The 21154-nt window shown below is 61.6% G+C and carries 17 protein-coding genes, 1 tRNA gene and 2 pseudogenes; 10 read left to right on the top strand and 10 right to left on the bottom strand.

From position 1 onward, the window contains the following. The 4 genes from FFS60_RS17770 to tnpB (FFS60_RS17785) all read right to left on the bottom strand — a co-directional run. The coding region (locus FFS60_RS17770) for an IS66 family transposase (RefSeq protein WP_137822707.1) at positions 1-1521 on the bottom strand (1521 nt) is incomplete at its 3' end. Between the two features lie 19 nt (positions 1522-1540). Next, positions 1541-1747: a transposase gene (gene tnpB, locus FFS60_RS17775; RefSeq protein WP_256658111.1), complete on the bottom strand. Its 207-nt coding sequence runs from the start codon at positions 1745-1747 to the stop codon at positions 1541-1543. Between the two features lie 27 nt (positions 1748-1774). Further along, a complete protein-coding gene (gene ltrA, locus FFS60_RS17780; protein ID WP_137822708.1) occupies positions 1775-3043 on the bottom strand; it encodes a group II intron reverse transcriptase/maturase in 1269 nt (422 codons plus the stop codon). Positions 3044-3554: 511 nt separating this feature from the next. After that, positions 3555-3758, bottom strand: a complete 204-nt coding sequence (gene tnpB, locus FFS60_RS17785; RefSeq protein WP_256658109.1) for an IS66 family insertion sequence element accessory protein TnpB — start codon at positions 3756-3758, stop codon at positions 3555-3557. 54 nt (positions 3759-3812) lie between these two features. Between tnpB (FFS60_RS17785) and FFS60_RS17790 the strand changes: the two genes are divergently transcribed. Continuing rightward, a complete protein-coding gene (locus FFS60_RS17790) occupies positions 3813-4664 on the top strand; it encodes a LysR family transcriptional regulator (protein WP_137822709.1) in 852 nt (283 codons plus the stop codon). Here the strand turns inward: FFS60_RS17790 and FFS60_RS17795 are convergent. Further along, the gene (locus FFS60_RS17795) at positions 4661-5749 is read right to left on the bottom strand and encodes a porin (RefSeq protein WP_171016538.1); all 1089 of its coding nucleotides are present in this window, start codon (positions 5747-5749) and stop codon (positions 4661-4663) included. The two genes, FFS60_RS17790 and FFS60_RS17795, sit on opposite strands and share 4 nt — an antisense overlap. A 76-nt stretch (positions 5750-5825) precedes the next feature. Here FFS60_RS17795 and FFS60_RS17800 point away from each other — a divergent pair. The 3 genes and pseudogenes from FFS60_RS17800 to FFS60_RS17810 form a co-directional block, all read left to right on the top strand. Further along, a pseudogene (locus FFS60_RS17800) lies at positions 5826-6266 on the top strand (MFS transporter); the annotation flags it as partial. Positions 6267-6365: 99 nt separating this feature from the next. Next, positions 6366-7485 (top strand): annotated as a pseudogene (locus tag FFS60_RS17805) (amidohydrolase). Positions 7486-7666: 181 nt separating this feature from the next. After that, on the top strand, positions 7667-9271 hold the full coding sequence (locus tag FFS60_RS17810; RefSeq protein ID WP_137822711.1) for an inorganic phosphate transporter: 1605 nt from the start codon (positions 7667-7669) through the stop codon (positions 9269-9271). A 72-nt stretch (positions 9272-9343) separates the two neighbouring features. On the opposite strand, the gene FFS60_RS28725 is transcribed toward FFS60_RS17810, so the two are convergent. Beyond that, the gene (locus FFS60_RS28725) at positions 9344-9517 is read right to left on the bottom strand and encodes a hypothetical protein (RefSeq protein WP_171016537.1); all 174 of its coding nucleotides are present in this window, start codon (positions 9515-9517) and stop codon (positions 9344-9346) included. A 162-nt stretch (positions 9518-9679) separates the two neighbouring features. Between FFS60_RS28725 and FFS60_RS17815 the strand changes: the two genes are divergently transcribed. The 3 genes from FFS60_RS17815 to FFS60_RS17825 are packed head-to-tail and all read left to right on the top strand — an operon-like array spanning position 9680 to position 13656. Continuing rightward, complete coding sequence (locus FFS60_RS17815; RefSeq protein WP_137822712.1) at positions 9680-11215, top strand: OmpA family protein; 1536 nt, start codon at positions 9680-9682, stop codon at positions 11213-11215. Positions 11216-11236: 21 nt separating this feature from the next. Then, complete coding sequence (locus FFS60_RS17820; RefSeq protein WP_137822713.1) at positions 11237-12826, top strand: hypothetical protein; 1590 nt, start codon at positions 11237-11239, stop codon at positions 12824-12826. 20 nt (positions 12827-12846) lie between these two features. Continuing rightward, positions 12847-13656: a hypothetical protein gene (locus FFS60_RS17825; RefSeq protein WP_245586536.1), complete on the top strand. Its 810-nt coding sequence runs from the start codon at positions 12847-12849 to the stop codon at positions 13654-13656. A 298-nt stretch (positions 13657-13954) separates the two neighbouring features. On the opposite strand, the gene FFS60_RS17830 is transcribed toward FFS60_RS17825, so the two are convergent. Then, positions 13955-14031 (bottom strand) — tRNA-Arg (locus tag FFS60_RS17830). A gap of 321 nt (positions 14032-14352) precedes the next feature. On the opposite strand from FFS60_RS17830, the gene gabD reads away from it, so the two are divergent. From gabD to FFS60_RS17845, 3 genes are all read left to right on the top strand, one after another. Further along, positions 14353-15804, top strand: coding sequence for an NADP-dependent succinate-semialdehyde dehydrogenase (gabD, locus tag FFS60_RS17835; protein ID WP_028629163.1), 1452 nt, complete (start codon positions 14353-14355; stop codon positions 15802-15804). Positions 15805-15972: 168 nt separating this feature from the next. Further along, positions 15973-17250 (top strand): 4-aminobutyrate--2-oxoglutarate transaminase, encoded by a 1278-nt coding sequence (gabT, locus tag FFS60_RS17840; RefSeq protein ID WP_137822714.1) that lies wholly within the window; start codon positions 15973-15975, stop codon positions 17248-17250. Positions 17251-17477: 227 nt separating this feature from the next. Beyond that, a complete protein-coding gene (locus FFS60_RS17845; RefSeq protein WP_137822715.1) occupies positions 17478-18689 on the top strand; it encodes an HDOD domain-containing protein in 1212 nt (403 codons plus the stop codon). A gap of 232 nt (positions 18690-18921) precedes the next feature. On the opposite strand, the gene FFS60_RS17850 is transcribed toward FFS60_RS17845, so the two are convergent. The 3 genes from FFS60_RS17850 to FFS60_RS17860 form a co-directional block, all read right to left on the bottom strand. Then, positions 18922-19512 (bottom strand): 2-hydroxychromene-2-carboxylate isomerase, encoded by a 591-nt coding sequence (locus FFS60_RS17850; protein WP_028629160.1) that lies wholly within the window; start codon positions 19510-19512, stop codon positions 18922-18924. A 107-nt stretch (positions 19513-19619) separates the two neighbouring features. Then, the gene (locus tag FFS60_RS17855; protein WP_137822716.1) at positions 19620-20360 is read right to left on the bottom strand and encodes an SDR family oxidoreductase; all 741 of its coding nucleotides are present in this window, start codon (positions 20358-20360) and stop codon (positions 19620-19622) included. A gap of 78 nt (positions 20361-20438) precedes the next feature. Then, positions 20439-21029, bottom strand: coding sequence for a 2-hydroxychromene-2-carboxylate isomerase (locus FFS60_RS17860; protein WP_137822717.1), 591 nt, complete (start codon positions 21027-21029; stop codon positions 20439-20441). Between the last annotated feature and the right edge of the window lie 125 nt (positions 21030-21154).

Consider the following 21154-nt stretch of genomic DNA (forward strand, 5'->3'; position numbering starts at 1 on the left):
GCTCGTCGGCGGGCAGTTCCACGGCAGCAGGGCTTCGAAGTCTTCGATGCTATTGGCCAAGGGCAGGCGTTCGAGGATATAGCGCAGCCAGGCATAGGGCTCCTGCCCATTAGCCTTGGCGGTCTCGATCAGACTGTAGAGCTGCGCGCTGGCTGTGGCGCCCTTGGGCGTGTCGCTGAACAGCCAGTTCTTGCGGCCGATCACGAAGGGGCGAATGGCGTTCTCGGCGCGGTTGTTGTCGATGGGCAGATGCCCGCCTTCGACGTAGCGCACGAGCCGGCTCCAGTTGCCGGCCAGGTAGTTCACCGCCTTGCCCAGGGCGTTCTGCGCGGTGACCTGTGGCTGAGTCTTGTCCAGCCAGGCCTTGAGTTGATCGAGCAGTGGCTGACTACGTTGCTGACGGGCGACCAGACGTACGCTGTCGTTAGCCTCTTTCAGGTCGCGCTCGATGCCGTAGAGCTTGTTGATCAGGTTCAAGGCCATGTCGGCACGCCCGATCTTGCCCTTGGGCTGCACCTTCTGCGCGTCGATGAACTTGCGCCGGGCGTGAGCCCAGCAGGCCAGGCGCTCGATCCCTGCTTGCGCGGCCACGGCGTTGTAGCCGGCATAGTCGTCGGTCATCAGGTAGCCGCGATAGCCTGCGAGCAGGTGCAACGGTACATCCTGCGCACGACTGGTGCTGTAGTCGAACAGGACGACCGGTTGCTCCGGTGGGCCGCCGCTTTGCACCCACATCCAGGACTGCGCCGTGGGATCGCGCCCAGGCTCATGCAGTACCTGGAGCCGGGTTTCGTCGCAGTGCAACACCGGGTAGCCCAGCAACTGGTCGCGCATGAGGTTGAGCAGGGGTTGCAACTGTTCGCCGGACTGGATCACCCAGCGCGCCAGGGTCTGGCGGGGGATGTCGATACCGTGGCGGCTGAGCATCTTCTCGAAACGATACAGCGGGATGCCATCGGCGTACTTGGTGGTCAGCAGCATGGCCAGCACGCTGGGACTGGCCAGGCTTTTCTCGATCAGTTGGGTTGGCTTGTCGGCCGTGACCGGGGCGCTTTCGCAGACTTTGCAGGCGTAGGTCTTGCGGATATGGCGAATCACCCGTACCTGCATCGGGATGATTTCCAACTGTTCGCTGGTTTCCTCGCCGATGGCCTGTTTGCGGCAGCCGCATGCGCAGGTCAGCTCGTGCTCGGGCAGTTCGTGGACGATTTCCACGCGCGGCAGCTCAGCCGGGAGGGGCTTGCGCTTGCCACGTCGTTTCACGGGGGCGACGACTTCTTCGGCTTCGGCTTCGGCTTCGGCTTCGGCTTCGGCCTCACCCGATCCGCCAGCAGCTTCTTCGAGCAACTCCTCTGCCTCGTTGAACATGGCCAGTTGCGGGGAGTCGGCATCCTCGGGACTGCGCTCGGACTTTGGCGAGAACAGTTTGTGGCGCAGCAGAGCGACCTGCTCCTGCAATTGCAGAACCAGGGCCTTGAGTAGGACGGGATCGTCGGGAAGGGAGTCGGCGCCAGATTTCATGGCGCCGGATTATACCGGCTCAGCTCACAAAACGCGGGGTCAGCACCTGGTGTGGCTGGTTCCCCCAGAGGTCGAAACCGGCCAGCAGCTGATTCAGCTCCCGCACTGTCAACACAATGGGTTCCTCAGCATTGGGCTTGGTCTTGAAGCGCTCGGCCTGCAGGCGCTTGAACCACAGGCAGAAGCCATTGCGCTGGTAAGTAGGCCGAGGGAGTTTCACCCTCAGCCTCTCGCAGAACCGTACATGAGTCTCTCAACTCATACGGCTCCCGTTACCCAGTCGATCTGCATTTCCAAAGACATGCCAGTGCACGAACAACGATGGACATACCTTCTTCATCCGGTTGAGCCAGTCAGCACTGCGACGCTTATGCCCCGCCAATGATTTGTATTTCTGACGGGCCCAGCGTTGCAGCTTCAAATCAAAGTGATTGAAAACCTTGCGCATGACCGTTTTATAGAAGGCACCATAGTAATGGTGCCACCCTCGAAGGGTAGCGTTGTACTGCTGTGACAATTCGAGAAGGCTGGCCGGTGTTTGCCGCTGGATATTCCAGCTGCGAGTTTGTTGGCGCATCCGTTTCAGAGCCTCGTTACTGGCACCGGGCAGGAAGCTGGTAAACCTGCGTCCATGATTGCCCCATGCCTCCCGTGGCCGGAAGGTGAATCCCAGAAACGTGAACTGCGTCGTTGGGTAAGCTGCTTTACGGTTACTGTCTTTGCAGTAGACGATCTTCGACTTTTCCGGGTGCATGGACAGCAAGCACTCTTCCAACCGTGCCTTGATTGCCGCCATGACCTCACACGCCTGCTTTTCGCTGCGGCAGTGAACCACCGCATCATCGGCATAGCGTGCGAATGGACAGCCCGGGAAATTCCGTTGCATCCAGGTATCGAATACATAGTGCATAAACAGATTCATCAGTAAGGGGCTGACAACCCCGCCTTGGGGCGTACCACTTTCACGCGGTACCTGAACGCCGTCAGTAGTCTCGAACGGCACCTTAAGCCACCGTTCGATATACAACAGAATCCACTCGTCCTTTATGTGATGTTTTACCGCTTTGAGCAGCAGCCCATGATCAATGTGATCGAAGGCTCCCTTAATATCAAACTCCACCACCCAACTTAAATTCCAGCAGCGCTTTCGAGTGATCTCAACCGCTTGCTTGGCTGACTTTCCAGGCCGGTATCCATAAGAATCCGGATGAAACAGCCTGTCCAGACCAGGTTCTACAAGAAGCTTGACCACTGTCTGAGCCACCCTGTCAGCGACTGTCGGAATACCCAGCTTGCGTTTGCCTCCTGATTGCTTCGCAATTTCCACCTGCCGTACCGCTGGCGGAAAATAGGAGCCCGATGACATCCGGTTCCAGACCCTGTACAGGTTGCATTGCAGCTTCTGCTCGAACTGGGCAATAGACTGTTCATCTATCCCAGCGGCTCCTCGATTGGCTTTCACTCGCTGGAAGGCCTCCCAAACTGTCAGTTTGGAAATGCTGTACGACTTTGCTGCGCTCATGCCGCTCCTCCCCGCCGAAGCAGGTTGACGACACAGGCGAGCTGGGCAACGCCATCCCTTCGCTCCATTCTCATTACAAGAACTTCATCACTACTACGAATGGCTCCGCCCCTCGACCTTTGCATCGGTATTCTTCCTTGCGGTGGTAGCCGCTTGTCATTTCCCTTGGCATCAAAGGCGAGGTTCTCACGTTCCCTATCAAAGCCTGTATTGAGCTCATGCCGCCTATACACCGGCTGCCATCTGGACAGTAGACAGGTATCTTCCAGACTGATCCCGAGACTACTGGGCGACCTCGGTTTTGACAGCATTTGAATCCTTAACGATGCGTCTTCGGACGGTTTGCTTTCGCTCATCTTCTCAATACGTACCTGACGCCGTTATCGGCGCCTTTTCCAACGGTCGCTCACCACCACGCCTTTTGAACGCAGCAGCACCGGGCGGTTTGAAGCCAGCTCCTGCAAGCAGACTCCGGGAGGCCTGCTCCCATCTTTGATACAGCATCGTTGGCTTACGCCAGCGTTCGTGACACACCCCAGTAAAGAATTTTTACCCGATTGCGGGTCTTGTTGAGGAAGACAAACAACACCGGGTCGAACACGGCCACCTTGATATCCAGCTCCACCAGGGCCGCCAGGCCATCGATGGATTTCCGGAAGTCCACGGGTTTCGGATAGAGATAGACGGCTTTGACCTTGGCGTCCGGACGCATCATGACGGGGCTCCACTGGGAAAATGGGAGCCCAGCATCCGCAAGCGGTCAGTTCAAATGAAGGTGGGGTTTGTGGAGCGCATACGTTCCATCAAAGACCTGGAAAGGGAGCTTGGGCTCACCCTGCTGCAGCGCTCCTACAAGGGCATGTCGCTGATCGAGGAAGGGCGGTGGGTAATCCGCCACGCCCAACTGGCAGTGGAGAGCCTGCGGCGCCTGCAGATCGAGGCCGAGAACATCCAGGCCATGACCGTTGGAGAAAATTCCATCGGTGTCACCTCTCTGACCGCCATGCTGGATGGGCTGGAGGAAAGCCTCACCGTCTTCCAGACGAAAAACCCCCGCGTACGCCTCAAGCTGGTGGACCTGCGCCCCAGCCAGATCCTTCAGCGCCTGCGCGAGGGTACCCTCGACTTCGCAATCACCTCGCAGCAGAACACCCAGCGGCTCAATCTCGACTGGGAAGCCCTTAACCGCATCCGTGGTGTGGTGGTCTGCAGCACCGACAACCCCCTGCGCCATTCCCGTTCCCTGCGCCAGTTGCAATACGCCAACTGGCTCAGCCTTGACGAGATCGACGACCGCTCCTCGCAGTTCTATCAGATGTTCGAGGTCAACGACATTCACGCGCCCCAGCGCATCATCGAGTGCTCCTCAGTGATGCTGGCCTTGCGGTTTCTGCGGCGGGGTGAAGCCTTCATGACCCTCATCGAACTGGGCCTAGCCAACGTCATGCCGGGCGCGCTGAACACCAATCTGGTCCAGGTGAAGGTGGAAGAGATCATTCCCGAGTACCCCATCTACCTGGTCTGCATCGACAGGCATTCGCTTACCTCCCCGGCTCGGGACCTGTTCTACAGCCTCAAGGCCCGCCTGGCGGTCAGCGAGCTCGCCTTGCCCCAGGTCTAGAAGTGGTAGTAGACGCCTATCGCCACGTTGTGCGGATCGTCCCCGGGCTGCTCCAGTGGAATGCCTGCATGGCTGAGGGAAGACTGCGACTGGTTGTCGATCAGTGCCACCCGCAGGTACAGGGCGAGGTTGGATTGCAGGAAATGGTCGTAGCCCAGCATCACCCCGGTGGCATCCCGCTCACCGAACTCCAGGTCCCGGTGAACCAGCAGCAAACGCGCCACATCCGTCCGGCCTACGGGCGCCATTAATCCCAGGGTCCGGGCTTCCATGCTCGGCGTGGTGGCGTAGTCCACGTCCTGGCGCTGCCAGGTCAGGCTGGAGGCCAGCGGACCGAAGTCGTAGAACACCGATGCGCTGCTGTAGTGGTTGCGGGTCTGCCGGTTGTGGCCGTTGTCGTCCCAGGGGTCGCTCAGGTACTGGTTGTAGGAGCCAAGCAACATCAACGACGGCGAGTTGTACTGCAGCTTCACGCCCTGGCCGCGCAGGGTCTTCCCGGAGCTGGCCGTATCGTTGAAACCGAAGGTCATCGCTGTACCCAGGCTCCATCCCGCCAGCGACGGCGTTGTATAGGCCAGGGTGTGCTTGGGCCGCATGTCCAGGTAGAAGGCACCCCTACCCGGCGGCGGCAGGGTGAGGAAGGTATAGGGCGAACCGTAGACCGCCAGAAACGGGTCTGCGTAGGTAGGCGTCCCCATTCCGTAGGTCTTCCCGTATTCCACCTTGCCGAAGCGCTTGTTGCGCAGCGCCGCCACCGCCAGGCGCAGGCTGCCGATCTGTTTCCAGTGCTGGTCCAAGGCTTGGCCGTTGAGGTTGAAGCCTTCTTCCACATCCAGCTCCAATACCGTCTCCTCGTCCATGGCCTTACGCAGGTAAGCCCCCAGCTTGTTAGTCCAGGCGCCGCCACCCTCCAGACGGAAGCCGCTGTGGTGCTCCGAGTCGTGATAACTGGTGAAGGCGCCCAGGGTCCCGTAGAGCGCCATGCGATCGTCAAAACCCTTGTCGACGTTGCAGTAGCCGAACCCCGACGCCACCCGCGCCAGGGCGGGAAAACCCTCGGCCGAGGCCTGCAAGGAAAGACCCATTCCCAGCGTCGGCGCTCGATCGGCCAGCGGTTCCAGAAAAGCCACGGTGGCCTGTGCCCTGGGCAATGCACTGGAGATGTACGACTTCACCATCTACAGCTTCTTTGCCGTGGTGATCGCGAAGAACTTCTTCCCGGTCCAGTCGGAAATGGCCTCGCTGCTGATGTCCCTCACCACCTTCGGCGTCGGCTTCCTCATGCGTCCGGTGGGCGCTATGGTCATTGGCCGCTTCGCAGGCCGTCACGGGCGCAAGGCGGCCCTCAGTCTCACCATCGGCCTGTTGATCGGTCCGGTGGGCTGGTACATCCGCCGCTGCCTGCCGGAAACCCACGAGGCTGAGCCCGCCAACCAAAGGGGCCACTGGCGCAACCAGATCGATCTGCGTCATACCCTGCTGGCCATCGCCTGTGTCGCCAGCACCTGCCTGGCGGTGATCACGCCCCTGGCCGGCCGTTTCGCCGACCGCCATGTACTGCGCAAGAAGCTGCTCGCCTGGACCATCACCTTACCGGTGATATTTGCCTGGCTCTGTTCCCTGAAAACCCCGGACGGGAGTGACCCCATGAATGCACTGATCCAACCCGGCGCCAAGCTGGACCTCGACGCCTTCGTCTAACTGCGCCGCGATATCCACCAAGCCCCCGGAGCTGGGCGGCGACACCCCCCTCACTGCCGACCTCGTGGCCAGCAGGCTCGAAGCCTGGGGCTACGAGGTGCATCGCGGAATTGGGGGCCATGGCGTGGTCGGCGTGCTGCGTCGTGGCGAAGGTGGCCGTCGCCTGGGCCTGCGGGCCGACATGGATGCCTTGCCCATGCAGGAGAAGAACGACTTCGCCCATGCCAGCCACATTCCAGGCCGGATGCATGCCTGCGGCCATGACGGCCACACCGCTATTCTGCTTGCCGCTGCCTGGCGCCTGACGCGGGAACCCCGTTTCAACGGCACCCTGAATCTCATCTTCCAACCCGACGAGGAAGGGCTTTGTGGCGCCCGCGCCATGATGGAAGACGGACTGTTCCAACGCTTCCCCTGCGATGCCATCTTTGCCCTGCACAACATGCCCGGCATCCCGGTGGGCACCGCCGTGGTCCAGTCCGGTCCCACCATGGCGTCCTCGGAGCGTGTTGGGCTCCACATAAAGGGGCGTGGCGGCCACGGTGCCATGCCCGAGCTCGCGGTGGATCCGATACCGGTACTGGCCAGCCTGATCAACGCCATCCAGACCATCAAGTCGCGCAACCTCGCGGTGGAGGAGTACGCGGTCATCAGCATCGGCACGGTGGCGGCGGGAACCGTCTACAACATCATTCCCGACGATGCGCGGATGCTGGTCAGCGTGCGCACCGACACCCCCGCCACCCAGCGCAAGATCAACCAGCGGCTGCAGGAGATCGTCCGCGGCCACGAGCAGCTGTTCGGCGTCGAGATCGAGCTGGAAATCACCCAGCTCGCGCCTGCACTGGTCAACAGCGAAGCGGAGACCGAGCTGCTGCGCACCAGCCTCACCCCGCTGTTCGAGCCAGGGCTTGTGCTGCCGCGCGCGGCCAAAGTGATGGGGACCGAGGATTTCGCCTGGATGCTTACCGAGGTGCCGGGTTGCTACTTCATGCTGGGCAACGGCGAGGGCGAGTATCACGGCTGCTCGGTCCACAACCCCCACTACGACTTCAACGACGCGCTGGTTCGCATCGGCTCCGATTGCTGGGTCAAGCTGGTGGAGGACTACCTGGCCTGAAGCCGCCCCGGGGTGAAAGAGGCCCCGTCATACGGGCGATGTAAGAACTGTCATCAAATGGTCATGAAACTGTCTTAATTTGCGCGACGACGAACCCCCAAGGGGTTCGTGCCGTCGAGCGGCAGTTCCAGGCCCGCCTGGCTCCGGCTCGACGACAACCGGTCCTGCTTCGGAGCCATTCATGACCAACCCCACGACCACCCGCAGTGTGTCGCCACTTGGCACGCCTGGCATCTCGCCCATCAGCCTGTTCTTCAGCGCACTGTTCATCGCCGTCACTGGTTACTTCCTGTTCTGGGGCGTCGACTACGTCCAGGGCAACCATATCCTGTTGTTCGTCCTGGCCACGCTGTTCGGCGTGTTCATGGCCTTCAACATCGGCGGCAACGACGTCGCCAACTCCTTCGGCACCTCGGTGGGCGCTGGCACCCTGACCATCAAGCAGGCGCTGATCGTCGCCGCGGTGTTCGAGGTCTCCGGAGCTATCATCGCCGGTGGCCACGTCACCCAGACCATCCGCGGCGGCATCGTCGATCTGGGGGCGATGCAGGTAGCGCCGCTCGACTTCGTCTACATCATGATGTCGGCGCTGATCGCCGCCGCGCTCTGGCTGCTGTTCGCCACCAAGCGCGGCTACCCGGTCTCCACGACCCACTCCATCATCGGCGCCATCGTCGGCAGCTCTATCGCCCTCGGCATCCTGATGCAGGGAGGCGAGGCCGCCCTCGAACTGGTGCAGTGGGACAAGATAGGCCAAATCGTCATCTCCTGGGTGCTCTCGCCGCTGCTCGGTGGCCTGGTGGCCTACCTGCTGTTCAACCAGATCAAGAAACACATCCTGACCTACAACGAGCGTGCCGAAGATCGTCTGGAAGCCCTGCGGGAGCAGAAGCGCGCCCACAAGGCCCAGCACCAGGAAGGCTTTGACCGTCTCTCCGAGCTGCAAAAGGTCGCCTATACCCACGCCATGGCGCGCGACCAGCAGCTGATGAGCGACCGTGATTTCGACCCCGAGGACCTGGAGTCCGACTACTTCAAGGGCCTCTACCACCTGGATCGCCAGCGTGAAGACATCGCCTCCCACCGCGCCCTGGAAACCTGGGTGCCGCTGGTGGCTGCCATTGGTGCGATGGTCATTGGCTCCATGCTGCTGTTCAAAGGCCTGAAGAACCTCGAACTGGGCCTCACCACCCTTAACAGCTACCTGCTGCTGGGCATGATCGGCGTCGGCGTGTGGATGTCCACCTACGTCTTCGCCCGGTCCCTGCGGGACGAACCCCTGGGCCGCGCCACCTTCCTCATCTTCAGCTGGATGCAGGTGTTCACTGCCTGCGGCTTCGCCTTCAGCCACGGCGCCAACGATATCGCCAACGCCATTGGCCCCTTCGCCGCCATCATCGACGTGCTGCGCACCGGTGAGACCGGCTCCCAGGCGGCCATCCCCACCGTCGCCATGATCACCTTCGGCGTGGCGCTGATCGTCGGCCTCTGGTTCATCGGCAAGGAAGTGATCCAGACCGTGGGCCACAACCTCACCCAACTGCATCCGGCCTCAGGCTTCTCCGCCGAGCTGGCTGCTGCCGCGGTGGTGATGGCGGCCTCGGTCATGGGCCTGCCGGTATCCAGTACCCACATCCTGATCGGCGCCGTGCTCGGGATCGGCCTGGTCAACCGCCAGACCAACTGGGGCCTGATGAAGCCCATCGGCCTCGCCTGGATCATCACCCTGCCCGCCGCCGCGCTGCTCAGCGCCGGTGCCTTCCTGGTGCTCCGAAACCTGTTCTGATGCCTTGGCGTTGGTGGGCGGCGGTACCTTGGTGCTGGCGCAGTGGAGCCTCGATTCTCGTGGGCTCCCCCATCAGCGGCCGGCTTCCCGGCGGGCCGCTTTCCGCGCTGCGGCCTCCAGGTCGCAGGCATCGGTCAGCAGCAACTGCGCGGCATCGGCGATGTGCATCAGGTCGCGCCCATCCACGTCGCCCGGCGTCATGCTTGCCAGGCTGTGCAACAGGCCCCGAGCCGCGTTCAGGCGCATATCCGCGCAATCCTGCAGCTCCACATGCCTAGCTGGTCAGAAAGAACCGGACTCTGAGTCGACTGGTTTGTAGTGGCAATGTGCTGCATCTCTCTGTAAATTCCGCGCGTGGCTGGATGTCAAAATGCCACCGTCAAGAAGTTTGATCGGCAAGGAGCCGTCATGCACAGATCGTTTCGCCTTACGGCGCTCAGTTGCGCCTTTCTTACGGCAGCTGGCTGCTCCAGTCAGCAAATGCAAGACCTACAGGAATCCGTTAATAGCGTTGGCAAAGACTATGGTATGGCAGTTCTTTGCGGCGTCGGCGTCGTTGGTGGCGCTGCTGCAGGGTATGCCCTGAAGGGTAAGGACGGTGTCCTTGCTGGTGTCGCCGTTGGTGGCGCGCTTGGTTGTGCGCTTGGCTACGTGTGGCAGTCCCGTCTTCAAGAGCTGGATCGAATCGCCAAAGAAGAGAACCTGAAGATCCAGACCGAGCAGCTAACCGTCGCCGAGGGCGCGATTGCAACTGCAGTCCCGAAAGAAGCGGGCTTGGTCACTCAGATCGAAGACACCGGCATGTTTGCCACCGACTCTGCAGAGCTTACCGAAAGCGGCAAGCGTGCAGTGAGCAAGCTGGCCGAGATGTACGCCAAGCCTAAGGCGACTGACCAGCAAGCAGCGGCCAAAGAAGCGAAGGAGCGTCGCCTCCTGGTTGTTGGCCACAGCGATGCCACCGGCAACGCTGAGTACAACCAAAAGCTCTCTGAGCGTCGGGCTAAAACCGTAGGCAAAGTGCTCGTAGCTGCTGGTATCCCGGCTAGCTCGATCTATTACCAAGGTGCAGGGGCTTCTCGACCAATCGCCGATAACAGTGATGTGTTCGTTCGTGGCCAGAACCGCCGCGTAGAAATCGTTGAACTGGCCAACGATCAAGCGCTGGTTATGCGTACGCAGGCTGAGGCAGGCAACACCAAGTACCTGCAGTACGGTACCTCCACGGTACCCAAGGCAAGTGTTGCTGCCGCTCCGACAATCAAGTCCCCAGCCTCCACGAGCGCACCGGCAGCCACTCAGTCATCTACGTCCTCAACTACAGTCGCCAGCACCAGCAGCTCTGCTAAGCCGGCTTCCAAGGCAAGTCCTGCTGTCGACTTCGCTGGAAAGCCTACTGATGCTTACAACTGGTCCATGGCCCAGAAGATCAAGCCGAAGAACAGTGGCTTTGAGCTAGTCAGCTCTGCTCACGCAAACGAAATGCCTATGGCCAGCTGCGAAGCTGACATGCCGCGTAGTGCCGGTGAAGTGCTAAGCATGGCGGATGACAAGCCTCTGCAGCGTCATGCCACCAAGGATTACCTGCCGGGCTACAACAATCGCGTGTGGGCCAACACCGTTAACGGTCACTTGGTTACCGTGTCGCCGGTCTCGATCTTGCGCGAGAGCGCACAAGTGGATCGTCAGCCGATCCTGCAGGTTGTTGAGAACTACGACCAAAACACCAAAAACAGGGCGCAAACGATCAAGGCTGTAGCAAACACCTACGAGGGTGAAAGCGAGGTGCTGTACCGAGTGTTTGCCCGCGATGCGAAGGCATCCGTGTCCTGCATGGATCTCGTGTTCAGCAAGGGCAACGCCAAGGTTACTGAAGGCGCCCTGTTCTATGCCGCCGGTTCGGATGCCTATGTGGCTACTTACGTGCCAATCCCCGCAACCAAATAAAACAAGTCATGGAAGTCCTATATGGAAGACTTATCACTAGCTGCACTTAAATCGTTGATCCTCGCAAACCAAATGCTGACCGCCGGCATCGTCTCGCTTCTCGTGAGTGCCGTGGTCGTCTGGAAGTACTGGGAACAGGTTTCCTACTTCCTGATCCGTGCTTGGCATAGCTTCCCCCTGATCGGTACTGTCGCCCGCCTGTCGCGCAAGCCGTCATCGGTCGATAGCGATGGCTGGATCAACCACGAAGTTACTCTCGCTAACGTGTACTACCGCGAGTTCAAGAAGTACATGAAGGGCCCGGAGGCCTATAACGCCTCTCTCGACTACCTGGCCAAGGCCGGTGAAGCAGGTCGCTCTCCGCGTCCGGCTTGGGTTCTGTTCCTGGTAGTTGCTCTGGTCTTGATCGAGGCGATGGGTTTTGCCTATGTGCTGGCTGGCTGGATGAACATGGATGCCTCGACCAATGACCGTCACCTTCTGACGGCCGGCACAGCCATCCTGCTGGCAGTGGCGTCGGCTGTTTTTGCCGAGGCTGCTGGTCATACCGTGCACCACAACACCCTGATTGCCCGTGCACGTCACTGGTGGCAGGGCGAAGAACCGAGCAAGCGCTCCCGTACTCTGAAGTCTGGCAAAGCAATCAACCTGGAAGATTCTTTCAGCGACAGCGGCAAGCCTGACTATGAGCAATTGCTGAATCGTGTGGCGGACGTTAACTCCAACGTGTCCCGCAAGTTCCTCTGGCTGATTATTTGTGGCGCCTTTGTCACATGTATGGCCATTGGCGCCTTTGTTGTCCGCTCCGCCACCCTGGACAGCATTGAGACTGAGATGGTCAACAGCATGAAAGCTGAGGCATCCGTTCAGAGCGACAGCAGCGTTGGCTCGCCGTTTGACCTGCCGGATGAGTCCCAGGCCATCAACGATGAAGCTCAAGACGCCACCATCGAAGACAAGATGGATGCCATCCGCCAGGCCAGCCTGACCACCTACGTCATGCTGTCCCTGATATACATCGCTATCCAAGGCATCAGCATCTGGCTGGCCAGCAAGTACCACTTTGCTGGTACCCATTCCCACACCGCATGGCGCCTCACTCATGAGTACGCTACTGCTGAGGAAATGATGGACGCCATGGACCAGCAGCGCATTGCCGTCGCTAGCCATGCTGACGACAAGCTGCGCCGTCTACAGACAGCGCTTTCCAGCCGCGACCATACCAACAATGGCGTACTCAGCGCCTTGGAAGGCGAGAACTCGGCCCACCGCAACTTCCTGGCCTACGTCGAGTACAAGGCTGGCAAGGTGTCGCAGAAAGCTGTAGCTCAGTCGGCGCCCGTCGCTCAAGCGGCTCCGGTAGCGCAAGAAGCGCCAGTAGAAGCTGCTCCTGCCGTAGCGGCGGCCGCCCCTGCTCCGACTGCTGAGCCTGCTGCCGCAATCAAGGCGACCGACTTCCATGATGTCACTGGCCTGCCGGAAGAAAGCCTTGCAGCCGCGAGCCGTGCTCTGAGTGTCACTGAAGTCCAGTTGCGTGACATCCGCGATCAGCAGATTGCCCTGAAAACTTTGGGCCTGTTCCCGGCTAAGAAAGAGGAAGTACTGTCGTGAGGGCGGCCAAGGTATTGATCTTGGCGCTGGCGCTGCCCTGTGCAGCGCTGGCTGCCGAGCGGAACGACCTGCAGAGCTGCTACGACCGTAGCGGTCTGACCGAAATCAAACCGGCTGCTAACGGGCGCGAGCTGGTGGTCATTATCGACCAAACCATCCCGATGCCCGAGGATCTGCAGCGCAGCAGCTGGGGGCAGATCGATCGCTTCGTACAGGCTGGCGATCGCGTGAAGCTATATACCTTCTCCGCATTCCTGCCAGGCGAGTATCTGCGCCTGACCTATGCCGGTGAGATGGACATGCCGCTCGAAGGAGAAATCCGTGATGACGTGAGCCAGCGCAAGCTGCGTAGCCTGGACCAATGCCTGACCACTCAGAAGAAGGCGTTCCAGATTGGCTTTGGCAAGCAGTTCGTCAACGGACTACGCCAAGCACGCCAGGACATTCCGAAGAGCGAGATCATGAACTCCCTGCGAAAAGTGGGCGAGGACATGCAGCGTGAGCAAGGCGTGAATGATCGGGTGATTTTCCTGATCTCGGACATGCTTGAGCACTCCGAATACACCAGCTTCTATGCAGCCAACCAAATCAAGCAGCTCAACGTGAACAACGAATTGAAGCTCGCGCAAAGCAAAGGACTGTACGCCGATCTGCAGGGCTCTCGTGTCTACGTTTCGGGCGCTGGCCTGGTCACCGATTCGGTGAAGCATGCCTACCGCTCGGGCAAGACCATGGACGCACTCAATCAGTTCTGGTCTCAGTACCTGAGTGCTTCGAACGCGACTCTGGCTGGATTCGGTACGCCGAGTTTGAGCACCGATCTTCGCTGAGGTTGATGGCTGAAGAAACGCGCCTTTAGCCGCATTTCAATGCTGCTACGACCCGCGAGCATCAATCAGCCTTTGGGGAAATGAGCAAGGCCGGTAGTGGGGTGCAGCCCGAGTCCATGAGTGCCCATCCCGCACCATGATCAAGGATTGAGGGGCTCCAGGCGGCGATGCCGAAGGTTCTACCGCTGTACCAGAAATTGGCTCGCTAGAGCCTGGGCCGAGGCACCACAAGGTATCTCGATCTTTACACAGCCCAAAAACAAAGGCCCCAGGATTTCTCCTGGGGCCTTTTCATTTCTGGCGCATCCGGCGGGATTCGAACCCACGACCCCTGCCTTCGGAGGGCAGTACTCTATCCAGCTGAGCTACGGATGCGTATGGGGGCGCCATGATACTCATCTAGATGCCTGGCGTCCATGCAGTAGCAGCTTGTTCGCAATGTTGAACGATGGTCCTGCATCTGGTCATCTTTGATCAGGATTTCGACAAACAGCACCGACTTTTTGTTGATTTTATCGAACGGGCTATTGCCCTTGGGTTTTCAGCGCCCTAGGATTCCGTTTGAGATTTCAAACGCCCCCTCGCCTTTTCATAAGCCGGGCCGTTCCAATCACTCCGTCATGGCCAATCCCGCATTGGCTGAAGAACAACAACTTGCCCCGGCACCCGTGAAGTGCCGGTGTGAAGGAGACAGAGATGCAATTGAAAGACGCCAAGCTGTTCCGCCAGCAAGCCTATATCGACGGCACTTGGCTGGACGCCGACAGCGGCCAGACCATCAAGGTCAACAACCCGGCCACTGGCGAAATCATCGGCACCGTGCCGAAGATGGGCACCGCCGAGACCCGCCGCGCCATCGAGGCTGCCGAGCGTGCTCTGCCGGCCTGGCGTGCGCTGACTGCCAAGGAACGCGCCAACAAGATGCGTCGCTGGTTCGAGCTGCTGATGGAGAACCAGGACGACCTGGGCCGCCTGATGACCATCGAGCAGGGCAAGCCGCTGGCCGAAGCCAAGGGCGAGATCGCCTACGCCGCGTCTTTCATCGAGTGGTTCGCTGAAGAAGCCAAACGCGTCTACGGCGACGTGATCCCCGGCCACCAGCCCGACAAGCGCCTGATCGTGATCAAGCAGCCGATCGGTGTGACCGCCGCCATCACCCCGTGGAACTTCCCCGCCGCGATGATCACCCGCAAAGCCGGCCCGGCCCTGGCCGCCGGTTGCACCATGGTGATCAAGCCCGCTTCCCAGACTCCGTTCTCCGCACTGGCCCTGGTCGAGCTGGCCGAGCGCGCGGGCATCCCGAAAGGCGTGCTGAGCGTGGTCACCGGCAGTGCCGGCGAAGTGGGCGGTGAGCTGACCAGCAACCCGATCGTGCGCAAGCTGTCCTTCACCGGCTCCACCGAAATCGGTCGCCAGCTGATGGCCGAATGCGCCAAGGACATCAAGAAAGTGTCCCTGGAGCTGGGCGGCAACGCTCCGTTCATCGTCTTCGATGACGCCGACCTGGATGCCGCAGTGGAAGGCGCGCTGATCTCCAAGTACCGCAACAACGGCCAGACCTGCGTCTGCGCCAACCGCCTGTACGTGCAGGACGGTATCTATGACGCCTTCGCCGAGAAGCTGAAGGCCGCCGTGGCCAAGCTGAAAATCGGTAATGGCCTGGAAGATGGCACCACCACTGGCCCGCTGATCGACGAGAAAGCCGTGGCCAAGGTCCAGGAGCACATCCAGGACGCCGTTTCCAAAGGCGCCAAAGTCCTGGCCGGCGGCAAGCCGCACAGCCTGGGCGGCACCTTCTTCGAGCCGACCATCCTGGTCGACGTACCATCGAGCGCAGCCGTGGCCAAGGAAGAAACCTTCGGTCCGCTGGCGCCGCTGTTCCGCTTCAAAGACGAAGCCGACGTCATCGCCATGGCGAACGACACCGAGTTCGGCCTGGCTTCCTATTTCTACGCCCGTGACCTGGGCCGCGTGTTCCGCGTGGCCGAGGCGCTGGAGTACGGCATGGTGGGTATCAACACCGGCCTGATCTCCAACGAAGTGGCGCCCTTCGGCGGCGTGAAGGCTTCTGGCCTGGGTCGCGAAGGTTCCAAATACGGCATCGAGGACTACCTGGAGATCAAGTATCTCTGCCTCGGCGGTATCTGATCCAAAGACGGGGCAAGGCGCGAAAGAGCGCGCGGCGCCCCAGCTTCACCCTAAAGCGAACGAGCCTCCGGCAAGCCCGCGCAGTCGATCATCGAATGCTGCGCTGGCCCCTACCGGGGGCATTTATCCTTGAGACTGCGCCGCCCGATGAGCGGCCGTGAGGAACTTATGAGCAAGAACGAATCCCTGCTGAAACGCCGTGCCGCTGCTGTTGCCCGCGGTGTCAGCCAGATCCACCCGATCGTCGCCGAGCGCGCCGAGAACGCCACCGTCTGGGACGTCGACGGTCGCGAGTACATCGACTTCGCCGGCGGCATCGCCGTACTGAACACCGGCCACCTGCACCCGAAAGTGATCGCGGCCGTACAGGAGCAGCTGACCAAGCTGACCCACACCTGCTTCCAGGTGCTGGCCTACGAGCCCTACATCGAGCTCTGCGAAGAGATCGCCAAGCGCGTACCGGGTGACTTCGCCAAGAAGACCCTGCTGGTGACTTCCGGCTCCGAAGCCGTCGAAAACGCCGTGAAGATCGCCCGAGCCGCCACCGGCCGCGCTGGCGTGATCGCCTTCACCGGCGCCTACCACGGCCGCACCATGATGACCCTGTCCCTGACCGGCAAGGTGGTCCCGTACTCCGCTGGCATGGGCCTGATGCCGGGCGGCGTGTTCCGTGCCCTGGCTCCGTGCGAACTGCACGGTGTCAGCGAAGACGATTCCATCGCCAGCATCGAGCGCATCTTCAAGAACGACGCCCAGCCCCAGGACATCGCAGCGATCATCATCGAGCCGGTCCAGGGCGAAGGTGGTTTCTATGTCAACTCCAAGGCCTTCATGCAGCGTCTGCGCGCCCTGTGCGACCAGCACGGCATCCTGCTGATCGCCGACGAAGTACAGACCGGCGCTGGCCGTACTGGCACCTTCTTCGCCACCGAGCAACTGGGCGTCGTGCCTGACCTGACCACCTTCGCCAAATCCGTTGGCGGTGGCTTCCCGATCTCCGGCGTAGTCGGCAAGGCCGAAGTCATGGACAGCATCGCTCCCGGCGGCCTGGGCGGCACCTACGCTGGCAGCCCGATCGCCTGCGCCGCGGCCCTGGCCGTGATGAAGGTGTTCGAGGAAGAGAAACTGCTGGAGCGCAGCCAGGCTGTAGGCGAGCGCCTGAAGGCTGGCCTGCGTGAAATCCAGGCCAAGCACAAGGTCATCGGCGACGTCCGTGGCCTGGGTTCGATGATCGCCATCGAGCTGTTCGAAGGCGGCGACGAAAGCAAGCCGGCTGCCGAACTGGTCGGCAAGATTGTGGCCCGTGCTCGTGAGAAAGGCCTGATCCTGCTGTCGTGCGGTACCTACTACAACGTCATCCGCTTCCTGATGCCGGTCACCATTCCCGACGCGCAACTCGACAAGGGCCTGGCCATTGTCGCTGAGTGCTTCGACGAACTGGCCTGATTGCTCAGCTAGTGAAAAGAGACCCGCTCCGGCGGGTCTCTTTTTGCCTGGATGATAGAGAGTGGCACGGGCTGCAGCTCGACCTTGGTCTACACCACTATCCGCCGCCCAGGCCCCGGTTTAGACTGCCCGGCTTCGATTCATACGACGAATCCGACCTGCGCGTCTGCCGATTCCCGGCTCTGCATGGTTCGTCACGGATGACCCACCCGCCACTCGAGGTATCCATGCCCACCGCCGCCCAGGTTCCGGAAATCCTGATTGCCGAGGCCGACCCCTGGACGTCGGATTTGCTCACCCAGCTCGTCCTGGATATCCGTGGCGATGCCAAGGTGGTGCAGGTGGCCGATGGTCGCGAGGCCCTGGCGCGCTGCAAGCGGCGCCTGCCGGAGCTGGTGATTGCCGATGGCGAACTGGCTGGGATCGACGGCGTAGAACTGCTGCGCCAGTTGCGCCGCCACCCGCGTACCCCGGCGCTGCCTTTCGTACTGATCAGCGCCCGCGTGGATGCTGCCAGCGTGCGCGCCGTGCGGCCGCTGGCGCCCTCCGCCTACCTCGGCAAGCCCTTCAACGCCGCCAAGCTGCGCAAGCGCCTCAGCAGCCTGCTGCCGGCCGGTGATGCCGCTGCGGCGCGAAAGGCACCTGCGTTGCTGGTGAACAGTCTGAAGGAGTACCTCGACAGCGTCCGCGAGGAAGGCCAGGGCGCGCCCCTACTGGACGACGTGCGCGAAACCGTCAGCCAGTGCCTGCAGGCCGATCAGGTCGACCTGCGCGACCTCGACGAAATCTTCTCCCGCGACCCGCAGATCACTGCGCGGTTGATCGCTGCTGCCAACAGCGCGGCACAGCACCTCGGCATGCCCTGCCAGACGCTGGGTCAGGCCATGCAGCGCCTGGGCGTTACCCGTGTACTCAACCTGGTGCTGGGCATGGCCCTGGAGCGCAATGCGCGGCTGCACGACCCGCGCCTGGCGGAGCTGGCCGAACTGGTCTGGCAGGCCGCCCAGCGCAGCGCCGAGCTGGGCTACTGGCTGGCCAGCGAGCTGGAGCTGGATGCCGAGCTCTGCTACACCGCCGGGCTGTTGCACAACATGGGCGAACTGGCCCTGCTGCGCAGCCTGCAGGACTGGCAGGATGCCGGCGGCAGCCTGAGCAATGAAGAGCTGCACGATGTGATGAAACGCCGCTCGGCGGGCTTTGGTTCCGCCTTGCGAATCCGTTGGCGGCTGCCCTTTGGCCTGCGTGAACTGGTGGCTGCGTTCCACGGGCTCGGCGCTGGCGTGTTCTCCCGCGAAGCCCTGGTGCTCAACCTCTGCGCCGCGTTGCTACGTCTGCCGAGCGGAGAGGATCTCGCACTGCTTCTGGATGAACGGGCCGCGAGGCTGTTGCGACTCGACCCCGCCGTGCTGAAGCGGCTGCCGCAACGCCTTCTGCCCTGATGAGGCTAATGGCCTACGGCACGGTCATTGACTAGCCTGCGCAAAGGCTCGTCAGTCTTACGAGCCCTCCCGGTGCTACCGGGGAAGCTGCAGCGGAGCTGGATGCCGAGGCCTCGCATGGCGGATATCCAAAGGGCGAGGACGCCAGCCGCCTGGCGAGGCACAAGGCGGCGCACATGCTCGGCCTCGACGCCGCGCTGCTGGCGTCGTTGCCGAAGCTGACTTCGTCGAGCTAGGCCAGCGCTTCCTCGACGAAGTCCAGCCGATCCTGGCCGAAGAACATTTCCTCGCCGACGAAGCAGGTCGGCGCACCGAATACGCCGCGCTTCACCGCTTCTTCGGTCGCTGCCTTCAACGCGTCCTTCACTTCCTGATCGCCCACCAGGGCCAGCAGCGCCTCCGGGTCGAAGCCGGCGGCCTGGAGAGTCGCGCCCAGCACGGCGGGGTCGCCGAGGTTGCGCTTGTCCTGCCAGAGGGCGCGGAACATGGCATCCAGATAGGCCTCGAAGCGCTCCGGCTGGCGCATTTGCACGCCAATGGCGGCGCGCATCAGCGTCAGCGTGTTGATGGGGAAGAAGGGGTTGAAGTGCATCGGCACGCCATAGCGACGGGCGAAGCGCTGCATGTCGATCATGGTGTGCCGCGCCTTGGCGGGAACGGCGGCGGGCGAGGCGTTGCCGGTCGCCTGGAACACGCCGCCCAGCAGCATGGGGCGATAGCGCAGTTCGGCGCCATGACGGGCGCAGATGCCCGGCAACTGGGTCCAGGCCAGGTAGCTGGCCGGGCTGCCGAGGTCGAAGAAGAATTCGACGGTTTTGGTCATGAGGTGCGTTCTCGTCGTTGGTTATCGGCTAAGGCCAGGTAGGAGCGAGCTCGCTCGCGAACGAGGCCGTGCGGGGGCATTTCGCGAGCAAGCTCGCGCCTGCGGGGTCACCAACGCTCCATCCATGGCCGCAGATCAAGCTCGAACGTCCAGGCATCCCGCGGTTGGCTGTGCAGGTACCAATAGTTCTCGGCGATGTGGTCGGGATCGAGGATGCCGTCCTGGTCCTTCAGCGCGTAGCGCTCGGGAAAGTTGTCGCGGATGAAATCGGTATCGATGGCACCGTCCACCACCACGTGGGCGACGTGGATGTTCCGCGGGCCGAGCTCGCGGGCCATGCTCTGGGCCAGGGCGCGGATGCCGTGCTTGGCCCCGGCGAAGGCCGCGAACCCGGCGGCGCCGCGCAGGCCGGCAGTGGCGCCGGTGAAGAGGATGGTGCCGCGCTCGCGGGTGACCATGCGCCGGGCGACTGCCTGGCTGGTAAGGAAGCCGGAGAAGCAGGCCATCTCCCAGATCTTGAAGTACTTGCGCGCGGTTTCCTCGAGGATGCTGCAGGGCACGTTGGCGCCGATGTTGAAGACGAAGGCTTCGATCGGGCCGATGTCACGCTCGATGGTTTCCACCAGCTCGGCGACTTCCTCTTCCTTGCGTGCATCAGAGGCAAAACCGTGGGCCTCGCCACCTTCGGCGCGGATGGCGTCCACCAGCGGCTGCAACTTGTCAGCGCTGCGCCGGGTCACGCAGGCCACATAACCCTCGCGGGCAAAGCGCCGGGCGATGGCACCACCCGTGGCATCGCCTGCTCCTATCACCAATACGACTTTCTTGTTGTTGCCCTTGGACGTCATGGTGGCTGTTCTCCGGGTGATCGTTAGGGGGTGAGGGGCGATCTGGGCCTTGTGGTCCAGTCGCCTGTGCTTGGGGGTTCAGGCCAAGGCTTCGGATACGAAGTCCAGCCGGTCCTGACCGAAGAACATTTCATCGCCGACGAACATAGTCGGCACGCCAAATACACCGCCTGCCACAGCGTCCTGGATGTTGGTCTCCAGTACGGCGTCCACGTCCTGCGAGGACGCATCGGCTTGAACGGTTTCCGGGTCGAAGTCGTTTGTGCGCAGTGTTTCGGCCAACACGGCGGAATCGTTCAGGTTGCGCGCTTCAACCCAGATGGCCCGGTACATTGCCTCTACGTACTCAGCAAAGCGCGTTTCGCCCCGGAGCTGCAGGGCAATGGCCCCGCGTATCAGTGGCAAGGTGTTGATCGGGAAGTTCGGGTTGAAAGACAGCGGAACTTCATACCGCCTGGCAAAACGTTGGAAGTCATTGAACAAGTAGCGGCCTTTTGCCGGAATTCGAACGGGCGAGCTGTTGCCGGTCGCCTCGAAAAGTGAGCGCAGGAGAATCGGGCGGTAAATCAGTTGGGCGCCCGCTCTGGCGCATATCGACGGAAGCTGAGTATTGGCCAGATAACTCGTCGGGCTTCCAAAGTCGAAGAAGAATTCAACGGATTTACTCATTTCGCGTCCCTTGCCTTTCAGGTGAGTACAGCGCCCATTTCCATAGCTTGATGCGGTCCTGTTGGCGCAAGGCTCAGCGTGCGGACCAAGCGTCGGGTGGCTGTAGTTAAGTTGGTAAACGATCG

This window comes from Pseudomonas sp. D(2018) (assembly GCF_005502555.1).
GTDB lineage: Bacteria > Pseudomonadota > Gammaproteobacteria > Pseudomonadales > Pseudomonadaceae > Metapseudomonas > Metapseudomonas resinovorans.